This window comes from Planktotalea sp. (assembly GCF_050633725.1).
In the GTDB taxonomy this organism is placed as follows: Bacteria; Pseudomonadota; Alphaproteobacteria; order Rhodobacterales; family Rhodobacteraceae; genus Planktotalea.
Genome location: NZ_JBOEHB010000026.1, coordinates 1 through 19,863, shown reverse-complemented (window position 1 = coordinate 19,863; position 19,863 = coordinate 1). Strand labels below are relative to the sequence as shown.

At 54.2% G+C, this 19,863-nt stretch carries 17 protein-coding genes; 1 reads left to right on the top strand and 16 read right to left on the bottom strand.

Features of this window, described 5'->3' with window-relative positions:
* Position 1: 1 nt before the first annotated feature.
* The 6 genes from ACRBCU_RS16875 to ACRBCU_RS16850 form a co-directional block, all read right to left on the bottom strand.
* Positions 2-769, bottom strand: a complete 768-nt coding sequence (locus ACRBCU_RS16875) for an SDR family NAD(P)-dependent oxidoreductase (protein ID WP_431366561.1) — start codon at positions 767-769, stop codon at positions 2-4.
* A complete protein-coding gene (locus ACRBCU_RS16870) occupies positions 766-2,055 on the bottom strand; it encodes an acyl-CoA dehydrogenase family protein (protein ID WP_431366595.1) in 1,290 nt (429 codons plus the stop codon). The genes ACRBCU_RS16875 and ACRBCU_RS16870 overlap by 4 nt, the downstream gene beginning before the upstream one ends.
* Before the next feature lie 50 nt (positions 2,056-2,105).
* Positions 2,106-2,885 (bottom strand): enoyl-CoA hydratase-related protein, encoded by a 780-nt coding sequence (locus ACRBCU_RS16865; RefSeq protein ID WP_431366560.1) that lies wholly within the window; start codon positions 2,883-2,885, stop codon positions 2,106-2,108.
* Positions 2,882-4,174 (bottom strand): 3-hydroxyacyl-CoA dehydrogenase NAD-binding domain-containing protein, encoded by a 1,293-nt coding sequence (locus ACRBCU_RS16860; RefSeq protein WP_431366559.1) that lies wholly within the window; start codon positions 4,172-4,174, stop codon positions 2,882-2,884. The genes ACRBCU_RS16865 and ACRBCU_RS16860 overlap by 4 nt, the downstream gene beginning before the upstream one ends.
* The gene (locus tag ACRBCU_RS16855; protein ID WP_431366558.1) at positions 4,171-5,877 is read right to left on the bottom strand and encodes a class I adenylate-forming enzyme family protein; all 1,707 of its coding nucleotides are present in this window, start codon (positions 5,875-5,877) and stop codon (positions 4,171-4,173) included. Before ACRBCU_RS16855 ends, ACRBCU_RS16860 begins: the two co-directional genes overlap by 4 nt.
* Positions 5,878-6,077: 200 nt before the next feature.
* Complete coding sequence (locus tag ACRBCU_RS16850; RefSeq protein ID WP_431366557.1) at positions 6,078-7,109, bottom strand: NADP-dependent oxidoreductase; 1,032 nt, start codon at positions 7,107-7,109, stop codon at positions 6,078-6,080.
* 194 nt (positions 7,110-7,303) lie between these two features.
* On the opposite strand from ACRBCU_RS16850, the gene ACRBCU_RS16845 reads away from it, so the two are divergent.
* Positions 7,304-8,035 (top strand): SDR family oxidoreductase, encoded by a 732-nt coding sequence (locus tag ACRBCU_RS16845; protein ID WP_431366556.1) that lies wholly within the window; start codon positions 7,304-7,306, stop codon positions 8,033-8,035.
* A 36-nt stretch (positions 8,036-8,071) separates the two neighbouring features.
* On the opposite strand, the gene ACRBCU_RS16840 is transcribed toward ACRBCU_RS16845, so the two are convergent.
* The 10 genes from ACRBCU_RS16840 to ACRBCU_RS16795 form a co-directional block, all read right to left on the bottom strand.
* The gene (locus tag ACRBCU_RS16840; protein WP_431366555.1) at positions 8,072-9,868 is read right to left on the bottom strand and encodes an IlvD/Edd family dehydratase; all 1,797 of its coding nucleotides are present in this window, start codon (positions 9,866-9,868) and stop codon (positions 8,072-8,074) included.
* A 156-nt stretch (positions 9,869-10,024) separates the two neighbouring features.
* Complete coding sequence (gene urtE / locus ACRBCU_RS16835; RefSeq protein WP_431366554.1) at positions 10,025-10,723, bottom strand: urea ABC transporter ATP-binding subunit UrtE; 699 nt, start codon at positions 10,721-10,723, stop codon at positions 10,025-10,027.
* Positions 10,724-10,725: 2 nt separating this feature from the next.
* A complete protein-coding gene (gene urtD / locus ACRBCU_RS16830; protein WP_431366553.1) occupies positions 10,726-11,466 on the bottom strand; it encodes an urea ABC transporter ATP-binding protein UrtD in 741 nt (246 codons plus the stop codon).
* Positions 11,463-12,629 carry an urea ABC transporter permease subunit UrtC gene (gene urtC, locus ACRBCU_RS16825; RefSeq protein WP_431366552.1) on the bottom strand — a complete coding sequence of 389 codons (1,167 nt, stop codon included), beginning with the start codon at positions 12,627-12,629 and terminating at the stop codon, positions 11,463-11,465. The genes urtD and urtC overlap by 4 nt, the downstream gene beginning before the upstream one ends.
* A gap of 4 nt (positions 12,630-12,633) precedes the next feature.
* Positions 12,634-14,571 (bottom strand): urea ABC transporter permease subunit UrtB, encoded by a 1,938-nt coding sequence (gene urtB / locus ACRBCU_RS16820; RefSeq protein ID WP_431366551.1) that lies wholly within the window; start codon positions 14,569-14,571, stop codon positions 12,634-12,636.
* Positions 14,572-14,641: 70 nt separating this feature from the next.
* Positions 14,642-15,859 carry an urea ABC transporter substrate-binding protein gene (urtA, locus tag ACRBCU_RS16815; protein ID WP_431366594.1) on the bottom strand — a complete coding sequence of 406 codons (1,218 nt, stop codon included), beginning with the start codon at positions 15,857-15,859 and terminating at the stop codon, positions 14,642-14,644.
* Positions 15,860-16,447: 588 nt separating this feature from the next.
* Positions 16,448-17,671 carry an NADH:ubiquinone reductase (Na(+)-transporting) subunit F gene (nqrF, locus tag ACRBCU_RS16810; protein ID WP_431366550.1) on the bottom strand — a complete coding sequence of 408 codons (1,224 nt, stop codon included), beginning with the start codon at positions 17,669-17,671 and terminating at the stop codon, positions 16,448-16,450.
* A gap of 13 nt (positions 17,672-17,684) precedes the next feature.
* Positions 17,685-18,293: an NADH:ubiquinone reductase (Na(+)-transporting) subunit E gene (gene nqrE / locus ACRBCU_RS16805; protein WP_431366549.1), complete on the bottom strand. Its 609-nt coding sequence runs from the start codon at positions 18,291-18,293 to the stop codon at positions 17,685-17,687.
* Entirely contained in the window at positions 18,293-18,946 is a 654-nt protein-coding gene (locus ACRBCU_RS16800; protein ID WP_431366548.1) for an NADH:ubiquinone reductase (Na(+)-transporting) subunit D, read from the bottom strand. The genes nqrE and ACRBCU_RS16800 overlap by 1 nt, the downstream gene beginning before the upstream one ends.
* Positions 18,943-19,770 carry a Na(+)-translocating NADH-quinone reductase subunit C gene (locus ACRBCU_RS16795; protein ID WP_431366547.1) on the bottom strand — a complete coding sequence of 276 codons (828 nt, stop codon included), beginning with the start codon at positions 19,768-19,770 and terminating at the stop codon, positions 18,943-18,945. The genes ACRBCU_RS16800 and ACRBCU_RS16795 overlap by 4 nt, the downstream gene beginning before the upstream one ends.
* Between the last annotated feature and the right edge of the window lie 93 nt (positions 19,771-19,863).

The following is a 19,863-nucleotide window of genomic DNA, read 5'->3' as shown; positions in this document are numbered from 1 at the left end:
ATCAGGACCACATGCTAGAGCCGCCACAGACGGTCAGCGCCTGTCCGGTCATGTATTTGCTCGCGTCCGATCCAAGGAAAACGGCAAGGCCTGCAAAGTCATCAGGCTCACCCAAACGGCGCAATGGAACTTCGTTCATATATTGCGCGGCGATTTCGGGATTGTCCCAGAGTTCCTTGGCAAACTCGGTTTTCACAAGCCCGGGGCAAATCGCGTTGAAACGGATGCCCTTGGGACCAAATTCCGCCGCGAGATTACGCACGAGACCAATGAGAGCGAGTTTTGAAACCCCATAAGTCCCCAGCATGACAGAAGGTTTGAAAGCGCCGATAGACGAAGTAAACGCCATCGAGCCAGAGCCTTTCGCCACCATATCAGGGGCAACCATCTGAGCGAGCCAAAGGTTGGAGAGCACATTGGCATCCATCGTTTTACGATAGGCATCATCGTCAATCTTGGAGGTTTTCCCGTAGTAGGGATTTACCCCCGCGTTGCCGATGACAATATCAATTGGCCCCGCGAGCTCGTGGGTTTTGTCCACCAGCGCTTGCAATTGATCCTTCTCGCCAACATTGCAAGCCACCGCATAGGCGCTGCCTTTGCCGAGCGCATTGATTTCAGCGGCCGCCGCATCCAGCGCCTCTTGCTTGCGCGCAGAGATCACCACAGTCGCGCCATGCTCGGCCAAACCTTTGGCCATTGCCAGACCCATGCCCTTAGAGGCACCCGTGAGCAGCGCCACTTTTCCTGTCAGATCAAACATGCTCATCCCATGAACCCCCCAGAACCGCGTGCTTGGGTGTCGCCCTTGATCGCATCTTGGCGCGAATTGCTGTCTTTGTAGGTCTGCACTTCGTGGCGCGCGATCACGTGATGATGCACTTCATCGGGGCCATCTGCGTAGCGCAAGGTACGCTGCTGCGCATACATGCCTGACAGCGGCGACCACTGGGAAATACCCGTCGCGCCGTGAACCTGCATCGCTTGATCAATGATGTCGCAAACCTGCTCTGGCACTTTGGCCTTGATCATAGACACCCAGATGCGGGCCTCTTTGTTGCCCAGCGTATCCATCGCTTTGGCGGCTTTCAGAACCAGCAAACGCATGGATTCAATTTCGATCTTCGCGCGCGAAATCGTCTCCATGTTCTTGCCCAGATCAACGATCTTCTTACCAAAGGCAACGCGGTTCAAACCACGATCAATCATCAAATCCAGCGCCTTTTCGGCCTGACCAATAGAGCGCATACAGTGGTGAATGCGGCCCGGTCCAAGGCGCACCTGCGAGATTTCAAAGCCGCGCCCTTCGCCCCACAAAATGTTCTCTTCGGGCACGCGTACATTGGTGAAACGGATGTGCATATGGCCATGCGGCGCATCATCATGACCAAACACATGCATAGGTCCAAGAATGTCGACACCCGGGTGATCCATCGGCACGAGAATTTGCGATTGCTGGCGGAAAGGCTCTGCGTCGGGCGAAGTTTTCACCATTACAATCATGATCTTACAGCGCGGATCGCCTGCGCCAGAAATATAGTATTTCTCGCCATTCAGAACCCATTCACCGTTTTCAAGCACCGCCGTCATTCCGATATTCTTAGCATCAGAGGAGGCGCGATCAGGTTCGGTCATCGCAAAGGCAGAGCGGATTTCACCCGCGAGCAGTGGCTTGAGCCATTGCTCTTTCTGCTGCGGGGTGCCGATGCGTTCCAGCACTTCCATGTTGCCCGTATCAGGGGCAGAGCAATTGAGCGTCTCTGACGCAAGAGGGTTCTTGCCCAGTTCAGCCGCGATATAGGCGTAATCGAGATTAGAAAGACCTTCGCCCGTTTCTGCATTCGGCAGAAAGAAGTTCCAAAGCCCCGCGTCACGTGCTTTCTGCTTAGCCGCAGCCATCAACTCAAGCTGTTTGGGATGGTAGGACCAGCGGTCTTCGCGGCCCTCTCCCAAACGGTAATACTCTTCCGTCATCGGGTCCACGACTTCGCGAATGTGTTTGATCACCGCATTCAACAGCGGCTTGGCCTTCTCGGACATTTCGAGATTGTTCATGCTCATCGTTGCATCTGTATCGGACATTTTCGTGCCTCCTGTTGGCAGAGTTATTTGTTGACCCAATTGGGTGCGCGTTTCTCGACGAAGGCTTGAACGCCTTCTTTGAAATCTTCGGTCTTGGACAGATCGGCAATGACGTCTCGCGAATAGGCGATGCTGTCTGCCATCCCATCCCGCTTGTTGAGATCGTTCAAAACCCGCTTGGTGGCTTTGACGGCAGACGGGGAGACAGTGCAAAGCTGCTCGGCCTTTTCCATCGCTTTTGCCATCAAATCGCCGTGCGGATGCACTTCGTTAACGCAGCCCATCTCTAACGCTTCAGCGGCACTGATTGTGCGGCCCGTAAACATCATTTCCTGCGCCGCAAGACGGCCAATGTAGCGCGACAGGCGCTGCACACCGGAAGCGGCGGCGAAGAAGCCAACCTTAACCTCGGGCAGCGCGAACTTCGCTTGATCCGACGCGAGGATAATGTCGCAAGACAGGGCCGTTTCAAAACCACCACCCATCGCGAAACCATTTACCGCTGCGATGATCGGTTTTTCCAGATCAAAGCGCGACGAAAGACCAGCAAAGCCCGTCTCGGTCATCTTGGCCTTGCTGCCACCAGCCGCCGTTGCTTTCAGATCGTTGCCAGCGGTAAATGCCTTATCCCCAGCGCCCGTCAGAACGGCGACCCAGAGATCTTGGTCTGCCGCGAACTCGTCCCAGCAATCGGCCATTTCATTGTGCATATCTACATGCACAGCGTTATAAACTTCGGGCCGGTTCATCGTGACCAATAGAATGTGCCCATGCTTCTCAGCTTTGATAAATTCGTAGCTCATACCTTTAACCCTCCAGTATCTATGTCAGTAAATTTCCCGCCAGACGCAGCCAACGCGCGCAGCGTTTCGGCAGGGGCAAAGGCGCTATCCTCTGCGCCTAATTTCTCCATTCGCGCAAGCACCGCTTTGGCGCCAACCATATCGCCATAGAACATCGGCCCGCCCTTATCTGCAGGCCAGCCGTAGCCATTCAGCCAGACCACATCTATGTCAGACGGGCGCTGCGCTTTGTTCTCTTCGAGGATTTTCACCGCCTCGTTGATCATCGAATAAATGCAGTTTTCCACGATCTCATCGGCGCTCATCGTTGAGGGCTCGGCACCTGTGATGTCGCGGATGATGCCCGCGGTCACGTCAGACGGAATAGGGCGGCGCGCGTCGTCGTAGTCATAAAAACCAGCCTTGGTTTTCTGACCACGCCGATCAAGTTCGCACAGCGCGTCGCGGATTGGATTGTCCGTTGTGGCGCCTTTTGACCACCCGATATCAAGCCCCGCAAGATCGCTCATCTGGAAGGGGCCCATCTTGAAACCAAAGGCATTCAGCGCCGCATCAACATCCCAGGGCATGACGCCCTGATAAACCAGCTTGTTCGCCTGAATTTGACGGGCAAAGAGAATACGGTTGCCAACAAAACCGGGGCACACGCCAACAAGCGTTGCGATTTTATTGATGTCTTTGGCAAGCGCCATGCAGGTCGCGACAACATCATCCGCCGTATGACGCGCACGCACAATTTCAAGCAGTTTCATCACGTTCGCGGGCGAGAAAAAGTGCAGCCCGATCACATCCTCTGGGCGTTTGGTCATGCTCGCGATTTCGTTAATATCCAGCGCAGAGGTGTTGGTCGCGAGGATCGCGCCCTCTTTCATCACCGCGTCAAGCTCGGTGAAAATCTTGCGCTTCAGCTCCATGTTTTCGAACACCGCTTCGATCACCAGATCGCAATCGGCCAGATCCGCCAGCGCAAGACGTCCGTCAAAACGCCCCATGCGTGCCTCGACTTCCTCTTGCGGGAAACGGCCCTTATCGGAGGAACGTTGATAATTCCCGCGCACTACCTTGAGACCGCGATCCAGCGCCTCTTGCGTGGTTTCCACAATTTTCACATCAAAGCCAGCGGTTGCGAAATTCATCGCAATACCGCCGCCCATCGTGCCAGCGCCAATAATGCCAACGGTCTTGATCGCGCGCTTTGGCGTCGCGTCAGATAAGCCCGGCACCTGCCAAGCTGCCGCGCCAGAGGCGGCGAGATATGCACCAATTTCTGCTTCGGTCGGAGAGTTCATACTTTTGCCTCTTCAGTATCAAGACAAGCCGTGCGAATTGCGCGCCTGTCAATTTTGTCGGTTGCGCCCCGTGTCAGCACATCGTGCTGCACCCACAGATGCGTAGGAATTTTGAAATGCGCCAAATGCCCCTCTAGAAAGCGCGCCATGTCAGTCTGCGAGAGCATGGCACCTTTCTTAAGCTGAACAGCGGCGCCGACGGCTTCGCCCAAACGCGCATCTGGAACAGAAAAGGCTGCCGCCTCTAGAACATCGGGATGTCGATGCAGCGCGCCTTCCACGTCGAGACAGGCGATATTCTCGCCGCCGCGAATGATGATATTCTTTTTGCGATCCAAAATGGTGATGTAACCCTCGGCATCCATCACCGCCAAATCCCCTGTGCGCAGCCAACCGTCTTGTAGCGTTTCGGCCGTCGCTTCGGGTTTGTTCAGGTAACAGCGCATGTTCGCAGGGCTTTTGACGGTGATTTCACCCAGCGCGCCAAGCGGCACTTCGATGCCGGCATCGTCCAGCAGTTTCAACTCTTGCACAGGTGGATGCAAACGCCCCGCGCTTTCAGGGCGGGCGAGATAATCCTCACCGATCATCCCAATGCCAAGCGCATTTGTTTCCGTCATGCCCCAGCCCGTCGCCACGCCCGCATTGGGGAACGCATCAGCCAATTCAGCAACCTGCGCGCCAGGGCGTTTCGCGCCGCCAGAGCCAAGATAATCCATCATCGGAAGGCTTTCATTCATCTCGCGCGCGGCCTGCGCGAGTTCGGCAGACTGCGTGGGAACCCCGAGAAAACGGGTGATATTGCCATCGCGCATGAGACGCACGGCCTCGCGCGCATCCCATTTACGCATCAGCGTAATTTTGGCCCCCGCAGGCAGGCTAAGCAGAAACAAAGGATGCGTTGCTGTAACGTGAAACAGCGGCGTCACAACCAGCGCAGAAGGGCGCGGCGCTTCGGGCGCACCGGGTTCTGGCGGCTCGATCAAAGGGGCCACGACAGATTGCATCAGCCAGCTAAACACCGCATTCACCGCCCCGCGATGCGTTTGCACAACGCCCTTGGGGTGGCCAGTGGTGCCAGAGGAATACATCACCGCAAAATCGTCATCCGTGTCGATCTCAACTTCGGGAGACGTCTGTGCAGCCGCCCCATCGCGCAGCGCAGTTAGATCAAGCGCGCTCTGTCCTTCGCCGTCGCGCACGCCGATTAACGTCAAACCCAATGGATCGCGCAGCGGCAAAAGCCGCTCCATACGTGGCCCGTCAGCAAACACCACCTTGGCGCCGCTGTCACGCAAAGCGTAATCCAACTCTTCGGTTGTCCACCATGCGTTCACGAAAACCACAACGCCCCCGATGGATGAAATGGCAAGAACCAAGGCAAGCAATTCTGGATAATTGCGCATCGCAATCGCAATGTGATCGCCCTGTTTCAATCCAAGATCGTCGCGCATCGCATGCGCCACTTTGTTCACCGAACTGGTAAACTCCGCGTAGGTTTGAACCTCGCCCTCATAGGCCAAAAATTCCAGCGTCCCGTTTCCGTGCTGCGCCCATCCTGCGGCAAGCAACGCAGGAACCGTCTGCGGAATATTTTTGAACGCTTTGAGTGTAACCCCGCGCACGTCAGTCTCATGCACTTCAAATGTCGGGTTGGTTGCAACGACATGCCGAACCGCCTCTTCGGGCGTCATCGCAGTCATTGTATCTGTCGGATATTTTGCATCATCCCCTCCCAAGGCAACGCGTCAATCTTGGCGAGAGACTAGCAGCAAAATTGACGCTGCCAATCCTGCACAACGGAACGTCATTCCGCAAAAAATCTTTTGTGACGGGGGGAAAATGCCAAAGGGCGATCTATTAGGACCGCCCAAAGTAACATTTAGCCAAAGATCGTGAACGCTTAGGCGCTTAACTTGATCACGCGCTTACCAAAAGATTCGCCGCGCAAAAGGCCAGCGAACGCGGCTGGCGCTTGCTCCATTCCGTCGATCATTTCCTCAAGGTACTTAATCTTGCCACTCGCAACCCAGCCGCCAACTTGCTTGGCAAACTCTGGATACAAATGACCAAAATCGTCAAATACGATAAAGCCGCGCATCGTCATACGTTTGCGCAAAATTGTACCCATCAGCATGCTCATACGGTCAGGCCCATCTGGCAACGCAGTCGCATTGTATTGGGAAATCAAGCCACAGACAGGAATGCGCGCAGAGGGGTTCAATAGCGGCATGACCGCATCAAACACTGCGCCACCAACGTTTTCGAAATAAATATCAATGCCACTTGGAACCGACGCTTTAAGCGCTTTGGGGAAACCATCAGCCTTGTAATCAATGCAGTCATCAAACCCGAGAACGTCTTTCACATGCGCACATTTGTCGGCGCCGCCCGCAATTCCAACGACCCGTAGACCCAGCAGTTTACCAATCTGACCTACCGTTGCGCCGACAGGGCCACTTGCACCAGCGACAACAAGCGTTTCACCTTCTTTGGGTTGCCCGATTTGCGTCAGACCTGCCCAAGCGGTCAGGCCCGGCATGCCAAGAACTCCCAGCGCCCAAGATGGGTTTTGCGGCTCTTTGCCCATGTTGATCACCATCGTGCCGTCAGACACAAAGTAATCCTGCCAACCACCAAAGGCGACAACCCAATCGCCTGCCTCATAGCCCGGCACGTCCGATGTCACGACTTGTGAAACCGTGCCGCCAACCATAACGCCGCCAATTTCAACAGGTGCGGCATAAGAAGGCGCATCACTCATGCGGCCCCGCATATAGGGATCGAGCGAAAGAAATTCATTGCGCAAAAGCATCTGGCCCGCGCCCGCAACTGGCATCTCGTTTGTCTCTAAACGAAGCGTATTTTCATTCGGCTCACCCACAGGGCGTTCGGCCAAAACATACTGGCGATTTGCAGAATCTGATTGAGTCATTTCGAAGTTCCTTCGTTGATCTGGCCACGGGCAAGATGTTGGATTGCGAGTTAAAGCGCTCAAACATCGACAGCGCAACTGCGCGTTGCTGTTACCTTGCGTCGGCGCCTGACCGCGCGCTTGCGCAATCGGCTTGCGCTTGGTGAAGCAAATTGCAACGCTAAGACGCGCAGGCCATCAGGGGGAAAGACGCTATGCCATCTATCATTATTACAGGCGCAGGCAGCGGAGTTGGCCGCGCAACGGCTCTTGCTTTTCAAAACGCAGGTTGGGATGTCGGCCTTATCGGACGTCGCCAAGCGCCGCTTGAAGAAACCGCGGGTGAGAGCAACGCTCTGGTGTTGCCCTGCGACGTCACCAACGAAGCAGACGTCGAAAAAGCGTTCCATAAAGCACACCAACATTGGGGGCATTTGGATGCCGTCTTTAACAACGCAGGCGTCAGCCTAAAAGGCGCGCCTCTGGATGAGCTGAGCGTTGCGGATATTCGCGGCTTGCTTGACGTGAATGTCATGGGCGCCTTCATTACCGCGCGCGAAGCGTTCGGCATCATGCGCAAACAAACTCCCCAAGGTGGGCGCATTATCAACAACGGCTCTGTTTCCGCCTATGTGCCGCGTTGGGGCTCAGCTGCTTACACCGCTTCGAAACATGCGATCACCGGCCTCACGCGCACCGTGTCGCTAGACGGGCGCCCCTTCAACATTGCTTGCGGGCAAATCGACATCGGCAACGCGCTAACCGACATGGCCCAAGCAATGACCCAAGGTGTGCCTCAGGCCGATGGATCCGTCGCCGTTGAGCCGGTTATGGATGTCAAAGACGTTGCCTCATCCGTGTTGCATATGGCGAGCCTCCCGCTGGAAGCCAACGTGCAATTCATGACCGTGATGGCCAGCGCTATGCCCTATATCGGACGCGGCTAACCAAAAGGTCCCGAACACACGGGCCAGCTTTCCGCCTTAGTGATTGTCTCGCGGCAAATGCTTTCGAGAGATATCCTGATAACTCGGTGCATCCTTGAGCGTCATACCCTCTGACAACGGTTGAACCATTTCGCGGAAATATTGCTGCCATGGCGATTGGCTGACTGGAATCGGGAAACCGCCCTTCGCCAACAGCGCCTCAAACCGCGCACCAAGCTCTGCTTCAGAAATCAAAATGTCCGCTGAGCATTTCTTCAGATCAATGCGGATAGTGTCGCCCGTTTGCAGCAACGCCAGCCCGCCATTGTCGGCCGCTTCGGGAGACGCGTTCAAGATCGACGGCGAACCCGAGGTTCCCGACTGCCGCCCATCCCCGATGCAAGGCAGTGCCTCCACCCCTTGTTTCAACAAATACGCAGGCGCGCGCATATTCACCACTTCTGCGCCGCCCGGATACCCCTTCGGCCCCGCACCGCGCATCACCAGAATGCACTGCGCGTCAATGTTTTCGGCGGGGTCATCAATGCGATGATGATAGTCCTCTGGACCGTCAAACACGATCGCCCGTCCCTCAAACGCATCTGGATCATCTGGATTGGACAGATAGGCCGCGCGGAACGCTGGGCTGATCACGCTTGTTTTCATGATCGCGCTGTCAAACAGATTGCCCTTGAGGTTCACAAATCCAGCGGTTGTTTTCAGCGGCGCATCAACGCTCTTGATCACATCATCGTTGCTCGTGCGGCGCAGCGCGCAGTTCTCTAGCATCGACTTGCCGTTGGCGGTGATCGCCTCTGGATGCGGCAACAACCCCTTGGCTAATAACTCGGCAATCACCGCAGGCACACCGCCTGCGCGATGGAAATCTTCGCCCAGATATTTCCCCGCAGGTTGCAAGTTCACCAGCAGCGGAATGTCATGGCCGACCTTTTGCCAATCGTCATTATCAAGCGGCAATCCCAAATGCCGCGCAATCCCGTTCAAATGGATCGGCGCATTGGTTGACCCGCCAATCGCAGAGTTGATCACAATCGCATTCTCAAATGCCTCGCGAGTCATCACGGTTGATGGGCGCATGTCCTCCCAAACCATATCAACGATCCGTTTGCCGGTCTCGTAACTGATCTGCCCGCGCTCGCGGTACGGCGCAGGAATCGCCGCCGCGCCGGGCAATTGCATGCCCAAGGCCTCGGCCAGAGAGTTCATCGTCGTCGCCGTGCCCATCGTGTTGCAATAGCCGACCGAAGGCGCAGAAGCGGAGGCAATTTCCATAAACGCGTCATCAGTAATTTCACCCGAAGCCAGCTTTTCGCGGGCCTTCCAAATCACCGTGCCAGAGCCTGCACGTTCCCCCTCGTGCCAACCATTCAGCATCGGTCCAACAGATAAAGCAATCGCTGGAATATTGACCGTCGCCGCCGCCATCAATAGCGCGGGCGTGGTCTTGTCGCAGCCAATCATCAGAACAACGCCGTCCAGCGGATAGCCAAACAGCGACTCGGTTAAACTCAAGTAAGCAAGGTTGCGATCAAGGCTCGCGGTAGGGCGCTTGCCAGTCTCTTGGATCGGATGCACAGGCACCTCAAGCGGCACGCCGCCAGCAGCAATAATCCCATCGCGCACGCGTTTGGCCAATTCCAAATGATGACGGTTGCAGGGACTTAAATCGCTGCCCGTCTGCGCAATCGCAATGATCGGCTTGCCCGATTGCAACTCTTCGCGCGTCAGCCCGTAATTCAAATACCGCTCCAAATAGAGCGCCGTCATCTCGGGGTTTTCAGGGTTGTTGAACCATTTTCGAGAACGCAGATCTTCAGGTTTGATCTTCAACACGCACGACTCCTTGCGATGACAAATTTGGCTAGACCATATGCAATTTACGCGTCAGAGCAACGCTAGACATAGTCAACGCCCATTAAGCAACATAATCAGGGTTATGCGCGCCTTAGTCAGTTGCGAAATCTTTTCTATCGCAAACCAGCCCCGACCCTAAATCGTCACAGCATCCAAAAGCGTGCTTCGCTGCGTTGCCCCTTTGTCGCTTTTGAGAATAACCTCTCCGCGCTTCAGCACCACGAATTCGTCTCCGAGCTCAAAAGCAAAATCGAAGAACTGCTCAACCAAAATGATTGCCATGTCACCGCGTTCACGCAGGAATTTGATCACTTCTCCGATCTGCTTGATGATGTTGGGTTGAATGCCTTCAGTCGGTTCATCCAAGAGCAACAGCTTCGGCTTGGCGACCAAAGCGCGCGCGATTGCGAGCTGCTGTTGCTGACCGCCAGACAAATCTCCGCCACGCCGATTTCGCATATCTTGCAATACCGGAAACAGTTCGAAGATTTCGTCGGGGACCATTCGCTCCGCTTTATCCAAACAGGCATATCCCGTTTCCAGATTTTCACGCACCGTCATAAGCGGAAAGACATCTCTGCCTTGGGGCACATAGCCCACGCCATGCCGCGCCAAAACATGCGCGCGCGCGGTTTTCGCGATCTCGGATCCGTCCAGTGTCACTGTCCCACCCGAGCGCGGATGCGCGCCAGCAATTGCTTTCAAAAGGCTGGTTTTCCCGACGCCGTTTGACCCCATCAAACAGGTGACTTGCCCAACAGTCGCTGACAAAGACACGTCATGCAGAATTTGCGAATGGCCGTAATGCAGGGTTAAATTTTCTACGTTCAGCATCGTTAGCGTCCTAAGTATACGTCAATGACATCTGGATTTTGCGTGACGTGATCAATTGATCCTTCGGCCAAAACTGAGCCTTCATGCAGGACTGTCACCTTGCAATTCAAACGGCGCACAAATTCCATGTCATGTTCAACCACGACCACAGCTCTGGTCTTAGCCGCCTCAACAAGGATCTCCGTGGTCTTTTCGCGTTCAGCCAGCGTCATGCCAGCGGCAGGTTCATCAACCAGCAAAAGCCGGGGATCTTGTGCCAATAGCATTCCGATTTCGAGCCACTGCTTTTGCCCATGACTCAGTTCACCCGCTTTGCGCGGCAGTTGCTCGGTAAGGTTAATTTGCTCGGTCAGCGCCTCAATCCGTGCAGCGCCTTCTGCCGACTTCCGATAGAACAAAACCTCAAACGGCCCGCGCGGGTTTTTCAGTGCCATGGCCAGATTTTCACGCACGGTTTGATCCTCGAAAACTGTCGGCTTTTGGAATTTTCGACCAATGCCTTCGCGCGCAATCTGGCTTTCGGATTTACCGATGAGATTGATCGACTTTTCACCCCATAAAACACGGCCTTCATCTGGCTTGGTCTTGCCAGTGATGATGTCCATAAACGTGGTCTTGCCCGCGCCATTGGGTCCGATAATCGCACGCATTTCAGGCTCTGCGATCTGGAAGGCGAGATTATTGATCGCTTTGAAACCGTCAAAGGAAACAGAGACACCCGAAAGTTCAAGAAGCGTGCTCATGATGGGTCCCTCTTCAATTTATCAAAGATCATGCCAATGCCACCAGGAAAGAATAGTGTGACCGCTACGAACGAGACGCCAAGCAGTACCAACCACCATTCGGTCCATTGAATCGTGTAAAAGCCAAGGTTGATATTTGGCGCCCCGCCACCTGTGAACCAGCTGGACAATAGCGAAACGAACGCCGTGCCGATCACAGCGCCATAGAGCCGCCCGCGCCCACCAATCGCGACCCAAACCGCGAGGTAGATAGACGCAATCGGCGCGATCTCTGCTGGGTTAATGATGCCTGCTTGCGGGTAATAAAGCGCGCCAGCAATACCGGCGACAATGGCGGTCAATGTGAACACAAACAGCTTATAGCTCTCGACATGGTATCCTAGAAACCGCACGCGCGCTTCATCATCGCGAATGGCGCGAATGACACTGCCCATTTTGCCCGTCAAAATGCGCGCAAAAAGAACGTAGCCCAACCCCAAGGCTAGCGCAGAAACCCAAAAGAACGCCATCGACACAACCGACTGAGGCACACCTTCAAACCCGGGGATATTCTGAAGACCAGACAGCCCATTGTTGCCACGCAAACCGCTGTCATTCTGAAACAAGTAGAGCGCCAGCGCGAGCGTCATCGCTTGGGTCAGGATCGACAGGTATACACCCGTCACCCGCGAGCGGAACGCAAGCCAGCCAAAGACGAGCGCCAACACACCGGGCACCAGAACAACAAGCAAAAGCTGTAAAATCAGACTATGCGAAAACGCCCAAATCAACGGAAACTCGGACGAGCCGACAACGCCAAAAATCTGCGTCGCAATAGCATCATTGATCTCGGTCGCGGTGGGGGGGATCGTCCGCTCCGCTAGGTTCTGCGTCACAATGGCTTCAGTGCGCGCAAACATCAGCCACATGCCAACTGCATAACCACCGATGCCAAAGAATGCGAAATGCCCCAGCGAAAGGATACCACAATACCCCCAAACCACATCCATCGCGATCGCAATCAGGCACAGACACAGAACTTTGCCTAGCGTTTTGACAAAAGAGGTTGAAATCAGGCCCGCCCCCGTCGCCTCAGCCAAAAGCGTGACCGCGAGGGTGAAAATGCCAAGGCAGGCGAGGAACCAAAGAACCGAAGGGTTATCTGCAAGAAAGCTTTTACGCATTGGATCAATCTCCCGCCGCGCGGCCCTTAAGGGCGATGATGCCCTTTGGCCGGAATTGTATGAAGAGGATGATAAAGAGGATCATGTAGGTTTGCGCCGCCAGTGAATTGGACGGGTTGAGCCATTCAACTCCCTTTTGGAAGGTGCCAATCATCGCAGCGCCCGCAAGAGTGCCCCACACGTTGCCCACGCCGCCAACGACCACGGTCATGAAGGATTGCACAATATAGTCTGATCCCATTTCCGACGTAACCTTGGCAAAAAGACCAATGGCGACACCAGCAATACCCGCGATGCCCGAACCAAGCCCGAAAGTCATCATTTTGATCTTGTCAGGATTGATCCCCATCGACGCCGCCATGTGCGGGTTCTGGGTCACAGCACGCACTTCCAATCCTAAACGGGTCTTCTTGAGAACAAACAAAAGGAGCCCAAGGAACAAAAGCGCCAGAACAAAAATCGCGATGCGGATATAACTGATCTGAACCACATCGTTGATGATCCATGCCCCATCAAGCCACCCCGGAGAGGTCAATGGGCGCGCTTGCGTGCCAAAGACATTCTTCGCAAGCTGCTGAAGCGCAATGGATATACCGAATGTCGCGAGCAGCGTTTCAAGCGGGCGATTGTAAAGCCAGCGAATAACCAACCGCTCCATCGCCACCCCCGCCGCAAAGGTCACAGCAAAAGCTAAGGGCAGCGCGACAACCAACGACGCGGTGTAGTTCGGTATGAAACTTTGAACCACATACCCTGTATAGGCGCCCATCATGATAAACTCACCGTGGGCCATGTTGATTACCCCCATCACGCCAAAGGTGATCGCAAGACCAACAGCCGCTAGAAAATAGATCGAGGCCAGCGAAATGGCATCAAGGCTCAAATCAAAGAACTGATTAACCCCAACGCGGGTCTGCACGCCCGATTGAGCTTTCAGGGCGGCCTCAGTCACAGCGCTGTCTTGTCCAAGAAAAACGCTTTGAATTTGATAAGCCGCGAGCGCCGCATCAACATCGCTCTCGCGTACCCGTTCAGGCACGAGACCATCGCCTGCAAGCGTGTCATAAGCCGCTTCTCGCTTGGCGAGATCATCAAGCTGGGCAACAGGAATTCCGCCGGCTTTGCCACCAACAACATTAGCCTCAAGCGCTAGGCGAATTTCATTCTCGGTAAGAGCCGCTGGCAACGATTTTTCTTGAACCAATAGCGCATAAGCCTCTTCGCGGGAAATATCATCACCGACCGCAAGGGTCGCCGCTACATTGCTCTGTGTTGCGCCTTGCGACACTTCGATTTTTGTTTCCAAAATCTGAGACAGCGTTGCGCGCCCTTCAACGCTCAAGTCACGCGCCATTGCTTCGATTGCGCGAACACGCTGGGCACTGTCTTGCCCGAAACGGGCACTTAGATAATTCGCGATCTTTTCTTTGCGCGCCTTTAGCGCGGCGTCAGGTTCGTTATCAATCGACGCAAGCAGCGGCGCGAGCATGCTGCCGGCCATATTACGCGCAATTGCGTTAACCGCATCGCTGCGCCGTTTGATGTCGGGATCGCTTAGCTGGAATTGCACTAGCGCCGAAGCAATTTCTTTTCGCACGCCGCCGTTCGGCTTAATCTGGTTGGCCGCCTTTGAATCGACCACTTCAACCGTTTCGCCACTGTCCAAATCAAGCAGCGCAATGTCGGTGCCAGACTTTTCTGCGTAAAAGAAAAGCCCGTCTTCTTTGCGGCTATAGACCTCTTTGCCCTGCCAACGCTCTAGAAACTGCGCCACGTTGGGTAATCCAGAGGCAACCAATGCCTCCAGCAACGGGCCAACGGTTTTGCGCGACGGTTTTGACACCACTTTTTGATGGGCTTGCAGGAGATTCTGCAACTCTTGCGCATGGGTGGTCATGGGCAGGCTCAATAGGGCCAACACCAAAGCAAAGATACGGATCATGGGGAAGGTTCGCCAGTTCAGGTGAGACCAAGGCGAACACCGCGCCTTGGTCTTTGTTTAAAAGATCAACTTAGTAGTTGGATTTGATCTGAACGCAGGAATTGGTTTCAGTGTTATACATACCGCAACCAAGGTCTTTCCAATCAGATTTCAGCACTGCGGAAGCAGGCAAGAAGTCTGTCCAAGCATCGCCTGGAACTTCAGCCGTCTTGGAAATGATGTCGAATTGACCATCGGTTTGGATTTCACCAATCAGCACAGGTTTCGCGAGGTGGTGGTTTGGCAACATAACTGCGGTACCGCCCGTAAGGTTCGGGAACTCTTGACCATACATCGCAGAACGCACCGCATCCACATCCGTGCTGCCTGCCGCTTCAACCGCATTCACCCACATGTTGAACCCGATATAGTGGGCTTCCATTGGATCGTTGGTTACACGCTCTTCGCCAGCAAAAGCTTTCCATGCTTTGATGAACTCGGCATTGGCTTCTGACTCAGCGGACTGGAAATAGTTCCACGCAGCCAGGTGACCCTCAAGGTTGGTCGTGTCCAGACCGGACAGCTCTTCTTCTCCAACTGAGAACGCAACAACTGGAATGTCATCCGCAGAGATACCAGCCGCAGCCAATTCTTTGTAGAAACCAATGTTCGCATCGCCGTTGATTGTTGAGATCACGCCAACGGATTTACCGTCTTCACCCAAAGCAACGACATCAGCAACGATCGTCGCCCAGTCAGAGTGACCAAATGGTGTGTAGTTCACAAAGATATCGTCTTTCGCGATACCCTTATCTTGTAGGTACTGTTCGAGAATGTTGTTTGTTGTGCGCGGATATACATAGTCCGTGCCCAGCAGCGCGAATTTCTCAACGCCCAACTCTTCAAGGAAATAGTCAACCGCAGGGATAGCCTGCTGGTTCGGCGCAGCGCCTGTGTAGAATACGTTCTTGGAAGACTCTTCACCTTCATACTGAACAGGGTAGAACAGCAGACCATTCAGCTCTTCGATCACAGGAAGAACAGACTTACGCGAAACAGATGTCCAGTTTCCGAAGATGACATCGACCTCGTGCGTGCTTAGCAACTCACGTGCTTTTTCAGCAAACAATGGCCAATCAGAAGCAGGGTCAACAACAACAGCTTCGATATCACAACCCAAAACACCGCCTTTAGCATTCTGCTGCTCAACCAGCATCAACATCGTATCTTTAAGCGTTGTCTCAGAGATCGCCATTGTGCCCGAGAGAGAGTGTAGAACACCCACTTTAACGGTACAGTCAGCCGCCATCGCAGCGGAACCAGCGATAGTCAAAGCAGCAGCACTGGTTAGGGTTTTTGCGAATTTGATCATTTTAACTCCTAGCGGAGTGCCCGCCGCATTGCGCGAATGTGCGCAAAAGCGTAGCTTGGCCTCCGCAACGTTTGTTGCAATTCGTGTGGCGGTCTCTTCGAGGTCCAATCGGTTGACCGTCACACATCCAGTTTCCCCCAACGAACCGAGGTCCGTCATCAGGTGGCCTTATGAACGATAATGCAGTTGCAGCATTCAATATTTGGCGCTGAAACCCTGCCCGATTAATGAGCAATGAGTATTATTTCATCACAATTTCAGACTTTCGCCCAAAATGAGGGCAGTTGAGACGCCCCATCGCAAAGAATGAGTGAGATTTGATCACTTGCTAACGTCTTTGATCAAGGAAGCAGCAAAAGCAAAATGGAATCGCAGCAGGCACATAATCCGTCGCCCCTAGCGGCTCAATCGCTCTCGCGACGTCAAATCTATGCAGCCTTGAAAAAGAACAAACGAGGCCAACCAGCAGTTGCCCAGTACACACCTCAGAAAAAAACGGGGCCTCGCTGGGCCCCGCTTTGATGATTAACCGCCGAAATCGTCCAGCATAATGTCTTCGTTATCAACACCCAGATCGAGCAGCATGTTGGTCACGGATTGGTTCATGATGGGCGGACCACACATATAATATTCGCAATCCTCAGGCGCTGGGTGATCTTTCAGATACTCTTCCAGCAATACGTTATGGATAAAGCCCGTGTAGCCCTTCCAATCATCCTCTGGCTGCGCATCCGACAAGGCGACATGCCACGTGAAATTCGGGAACTGCTCGGCGAGCTGATCAAAGTCTTCAACAAAGAACATCTCTTTCTTAGAGCGCGCACCGTACCAGAAAGTAATCTTGCGATCACGGTTCTCCAAACGCTTGAGCTGATCAAAGATGTGGCTCCGCATCGGTGCCATACCCGCGCCGCCACCAATAAAGACCATCTCTTTATCCGTCTCACGCGCGAAGAATTCGCCGTAAGGACCAGAGATCGTCACCTTATCACCAGGCTTGAGATTAAAGATGTAAGACGACATCTTACCCGCTGGAATGCCAACCGATCCGGGCGGCGGCGATGCCACACGCACGTTCAGCATGATCATGCCGCGCTCGTCAGGATAGTTCGCCATCGAATAGGCGCGCTCGGTCGGCTCTGGCACATGAGATTCATATTCCCACAGCTTAAAGCGATCCCAATCTTCGCGGTATTCTTCTTCAATATCAAAATCGGAGTACTTCAAATCATAGGCAGGTGCCTCGATCTGAATGTAACCGCCAGCGCGGAAATTCACGTCCTCGCCCTCTGGCAGATCTAGGATCAACGCCTTGATAAAGGTCGCCACGTTTTCGTTGGAACGCACGGTGCATTCCCACTTTTGAACACCAAAGACCTCTTCAGGCACTTCGATTTCCATGTCTTGCTTAACCGCGACCTGACAGGACAGACGATCACCGCAGGACGCTTCTCGCTTGGTGATATGGCCCTCTTCTGTTGGCAGGATTGATCCACCGCCAGAATGAATGCGCACGCGGCATTGCGCGCAGGTTCCGCCGCCACCACAGGCTGAAGGCACGAACAATTTCTGCTCTGCCAACGTCTGCAACAGCTTGCCGCCCGCAGGGACGGAAACCGTCTTTTCGCCGTTGATCGTAATGTTAACGTTACCGCTAGACACAAGCTTGGAGCGCGCGCCAAGGATCACCGTCACAAGCGCGAGAACGATCAAGGTGAATAGCAAAATGCCGAGACCGAAGGTTGCCATTAAACTACTCCACTCAAAGTTTCACGCCGGAGAACGACATGAAGGCCATAGCCATCAGGCCAGCCGTGATAAAGGTAATGCCAAGGCCCTGAAGGCCGTCAGGTATGTCGGAATACTTCAGCTTCTCACGCACGCCTGCCATCGCGGTAATCGCCAGTGCCCAGCCAAAGCCGGACGAGACTCCGTACGTCAGCGATTCAGAGAAGTTATAGCTACGTTCCACCATAAACAGCGAGCCACCAAGGATCGCGCAGTTCACTGTGATCAGCGGTAGGAAAACACCCAACGCGTTGTAGAGTGGCGGGAAGTATTTATCCAAAACCATCTCAAGAATTTGCACCAAGGCGGCGATAACGCCGATGTAGGAAATCAATCCAAGGAATGTCAGATCAACATCGCTGAAACCAGCCCAGCTTAGCGCGCCAGGGGCAAGCAAATAGGTGAGGATCAGGTTGTTCGCAGGCACGGTGATCGACTGCACCACCATAACCGAGATACCAAGGCCGATCGCCGTGGAGATCTTTTTGGAAACCGCAATAAACGTACACATGCCAAGGAAGAATGACAGCGCAAGGTTTTCAACGAAAATGGCCTTAACGGCGAGAGAGAGGAGACCTTCCATCAGTGCGCATCCACAACTTGAATTTTGTATTCACGCTCTTCCACTTGGTCCGTCTTCCATGTGCGGAAGCCCCAAATCAAAAGCCCGATAATAAAGAACGCCGAAGGTGGCAGCAGCAGCAAACCATTTGGCACATACCAGCCACCATTGTTGACCGTTGGCAAAATGGTAATTCCCAGCAAGCTGCCAGAACCGAACAATTCGCGAATAATGCCAACCAGCATCAAGATCAGGCCATAGCCCAAACCGTTGCCAATCCCGTCGATAAAGCTGTCCACAGGCGGGTTCTTCATCGCAAAGGCTTCGGCGCGGCCCATCACGATACAGTTTGTAATGATCAGTCCAACAAAGACCGACAGCGTCTTGGAGATTTCAAAGGCATAGGCCTTGAGCAACTGATCCACCAGAATAACCAGCGAGGCGATGATCACCATCTGCACAATAATACGGATCGAGCTGGGAATATGATTGCGGATCATCGAAATGAACATCGACGAAAACGCCGTCACGAAAGTCACAGCAATCGACATCACAATCGCCACCTGCAACGAGGACGTCACAGCAAGGGCGGAACAAATGCCCAAGACCTGCAAAGTGATCGGGTTGTTATCGACCATCGGGTCGAGCAACATTTCTCTACGCGTTTGTGTCATTGGACATCTCCTGCCTTGAGGGTGTCTAGGAACGGACCGTACCCCGCCTCACCCATCCAGAACCGCACCAGATTGTGCACGCCATTTGTCGTCAGCGTCGCGCCCGCGAGCGCGTCGATATGATAGTCTTTACCAGCCGCTGGTGCTGCTTTGGTCACGCTGATCTGCAACGTGCCGTCTTCGTCTGACAGACGCTTGCCATTCCACAGCGCTTTCCAACGCGGGTTGTCAACTTCGGCGCCCAGACCGGGCGTTTCAGCATGGTCATAGAACTGCAATCCGAAAATATCGTTGCCGTTCTCTTCAAGCGCGATAAAGCCGTAAAGCGTTGACCAAAGGCCATACCCATGCAGCGGCATAATCAGCTTGTCGATCTCGCCCGCATCATCCCGCAGCAGATAGACCGTCACATACTTGCCTTGCCGCACGATACCCGCAGGATCGTCCTCCAATGCAATCGACGTGGCGGGATCATCCGCCGCCGCACGATCATCAAAGCTCGCGGCGTCAAACTCTTGCGTGAACGCGCCAGTGCTTAGCTCAAGAACATGCGGTTCAAACGCCGCGAAAGAGTCCAGCACATCCTTTTCAGGATCGTAAATGCCAGCAACTTGCAGAATATTGATCTGCTTGTCTTTCAGCGCGTTGATCTCTTGCGTCGGGCGCAGCGCAACCGCCGCTGCCGATACGATCATCGACGCCACAAGGCATAGCGTCACCGCAACAAAGAGCGTCTTAGCGACCGAGTCTGTAGGCAGCGCCATAAAGCGTGCAATCGGTCCGCCGCGCGCGGTTTCGGGAAGGGTGTTTTTATCTTCAGACATGGCGTTTGGCCCTACGTCGAATGTTGGCTTGCACAACAAAGTGGTCGATCAGCGGCGCAAAGACATTGCCGAACAGGATCGCCAGCATCATTC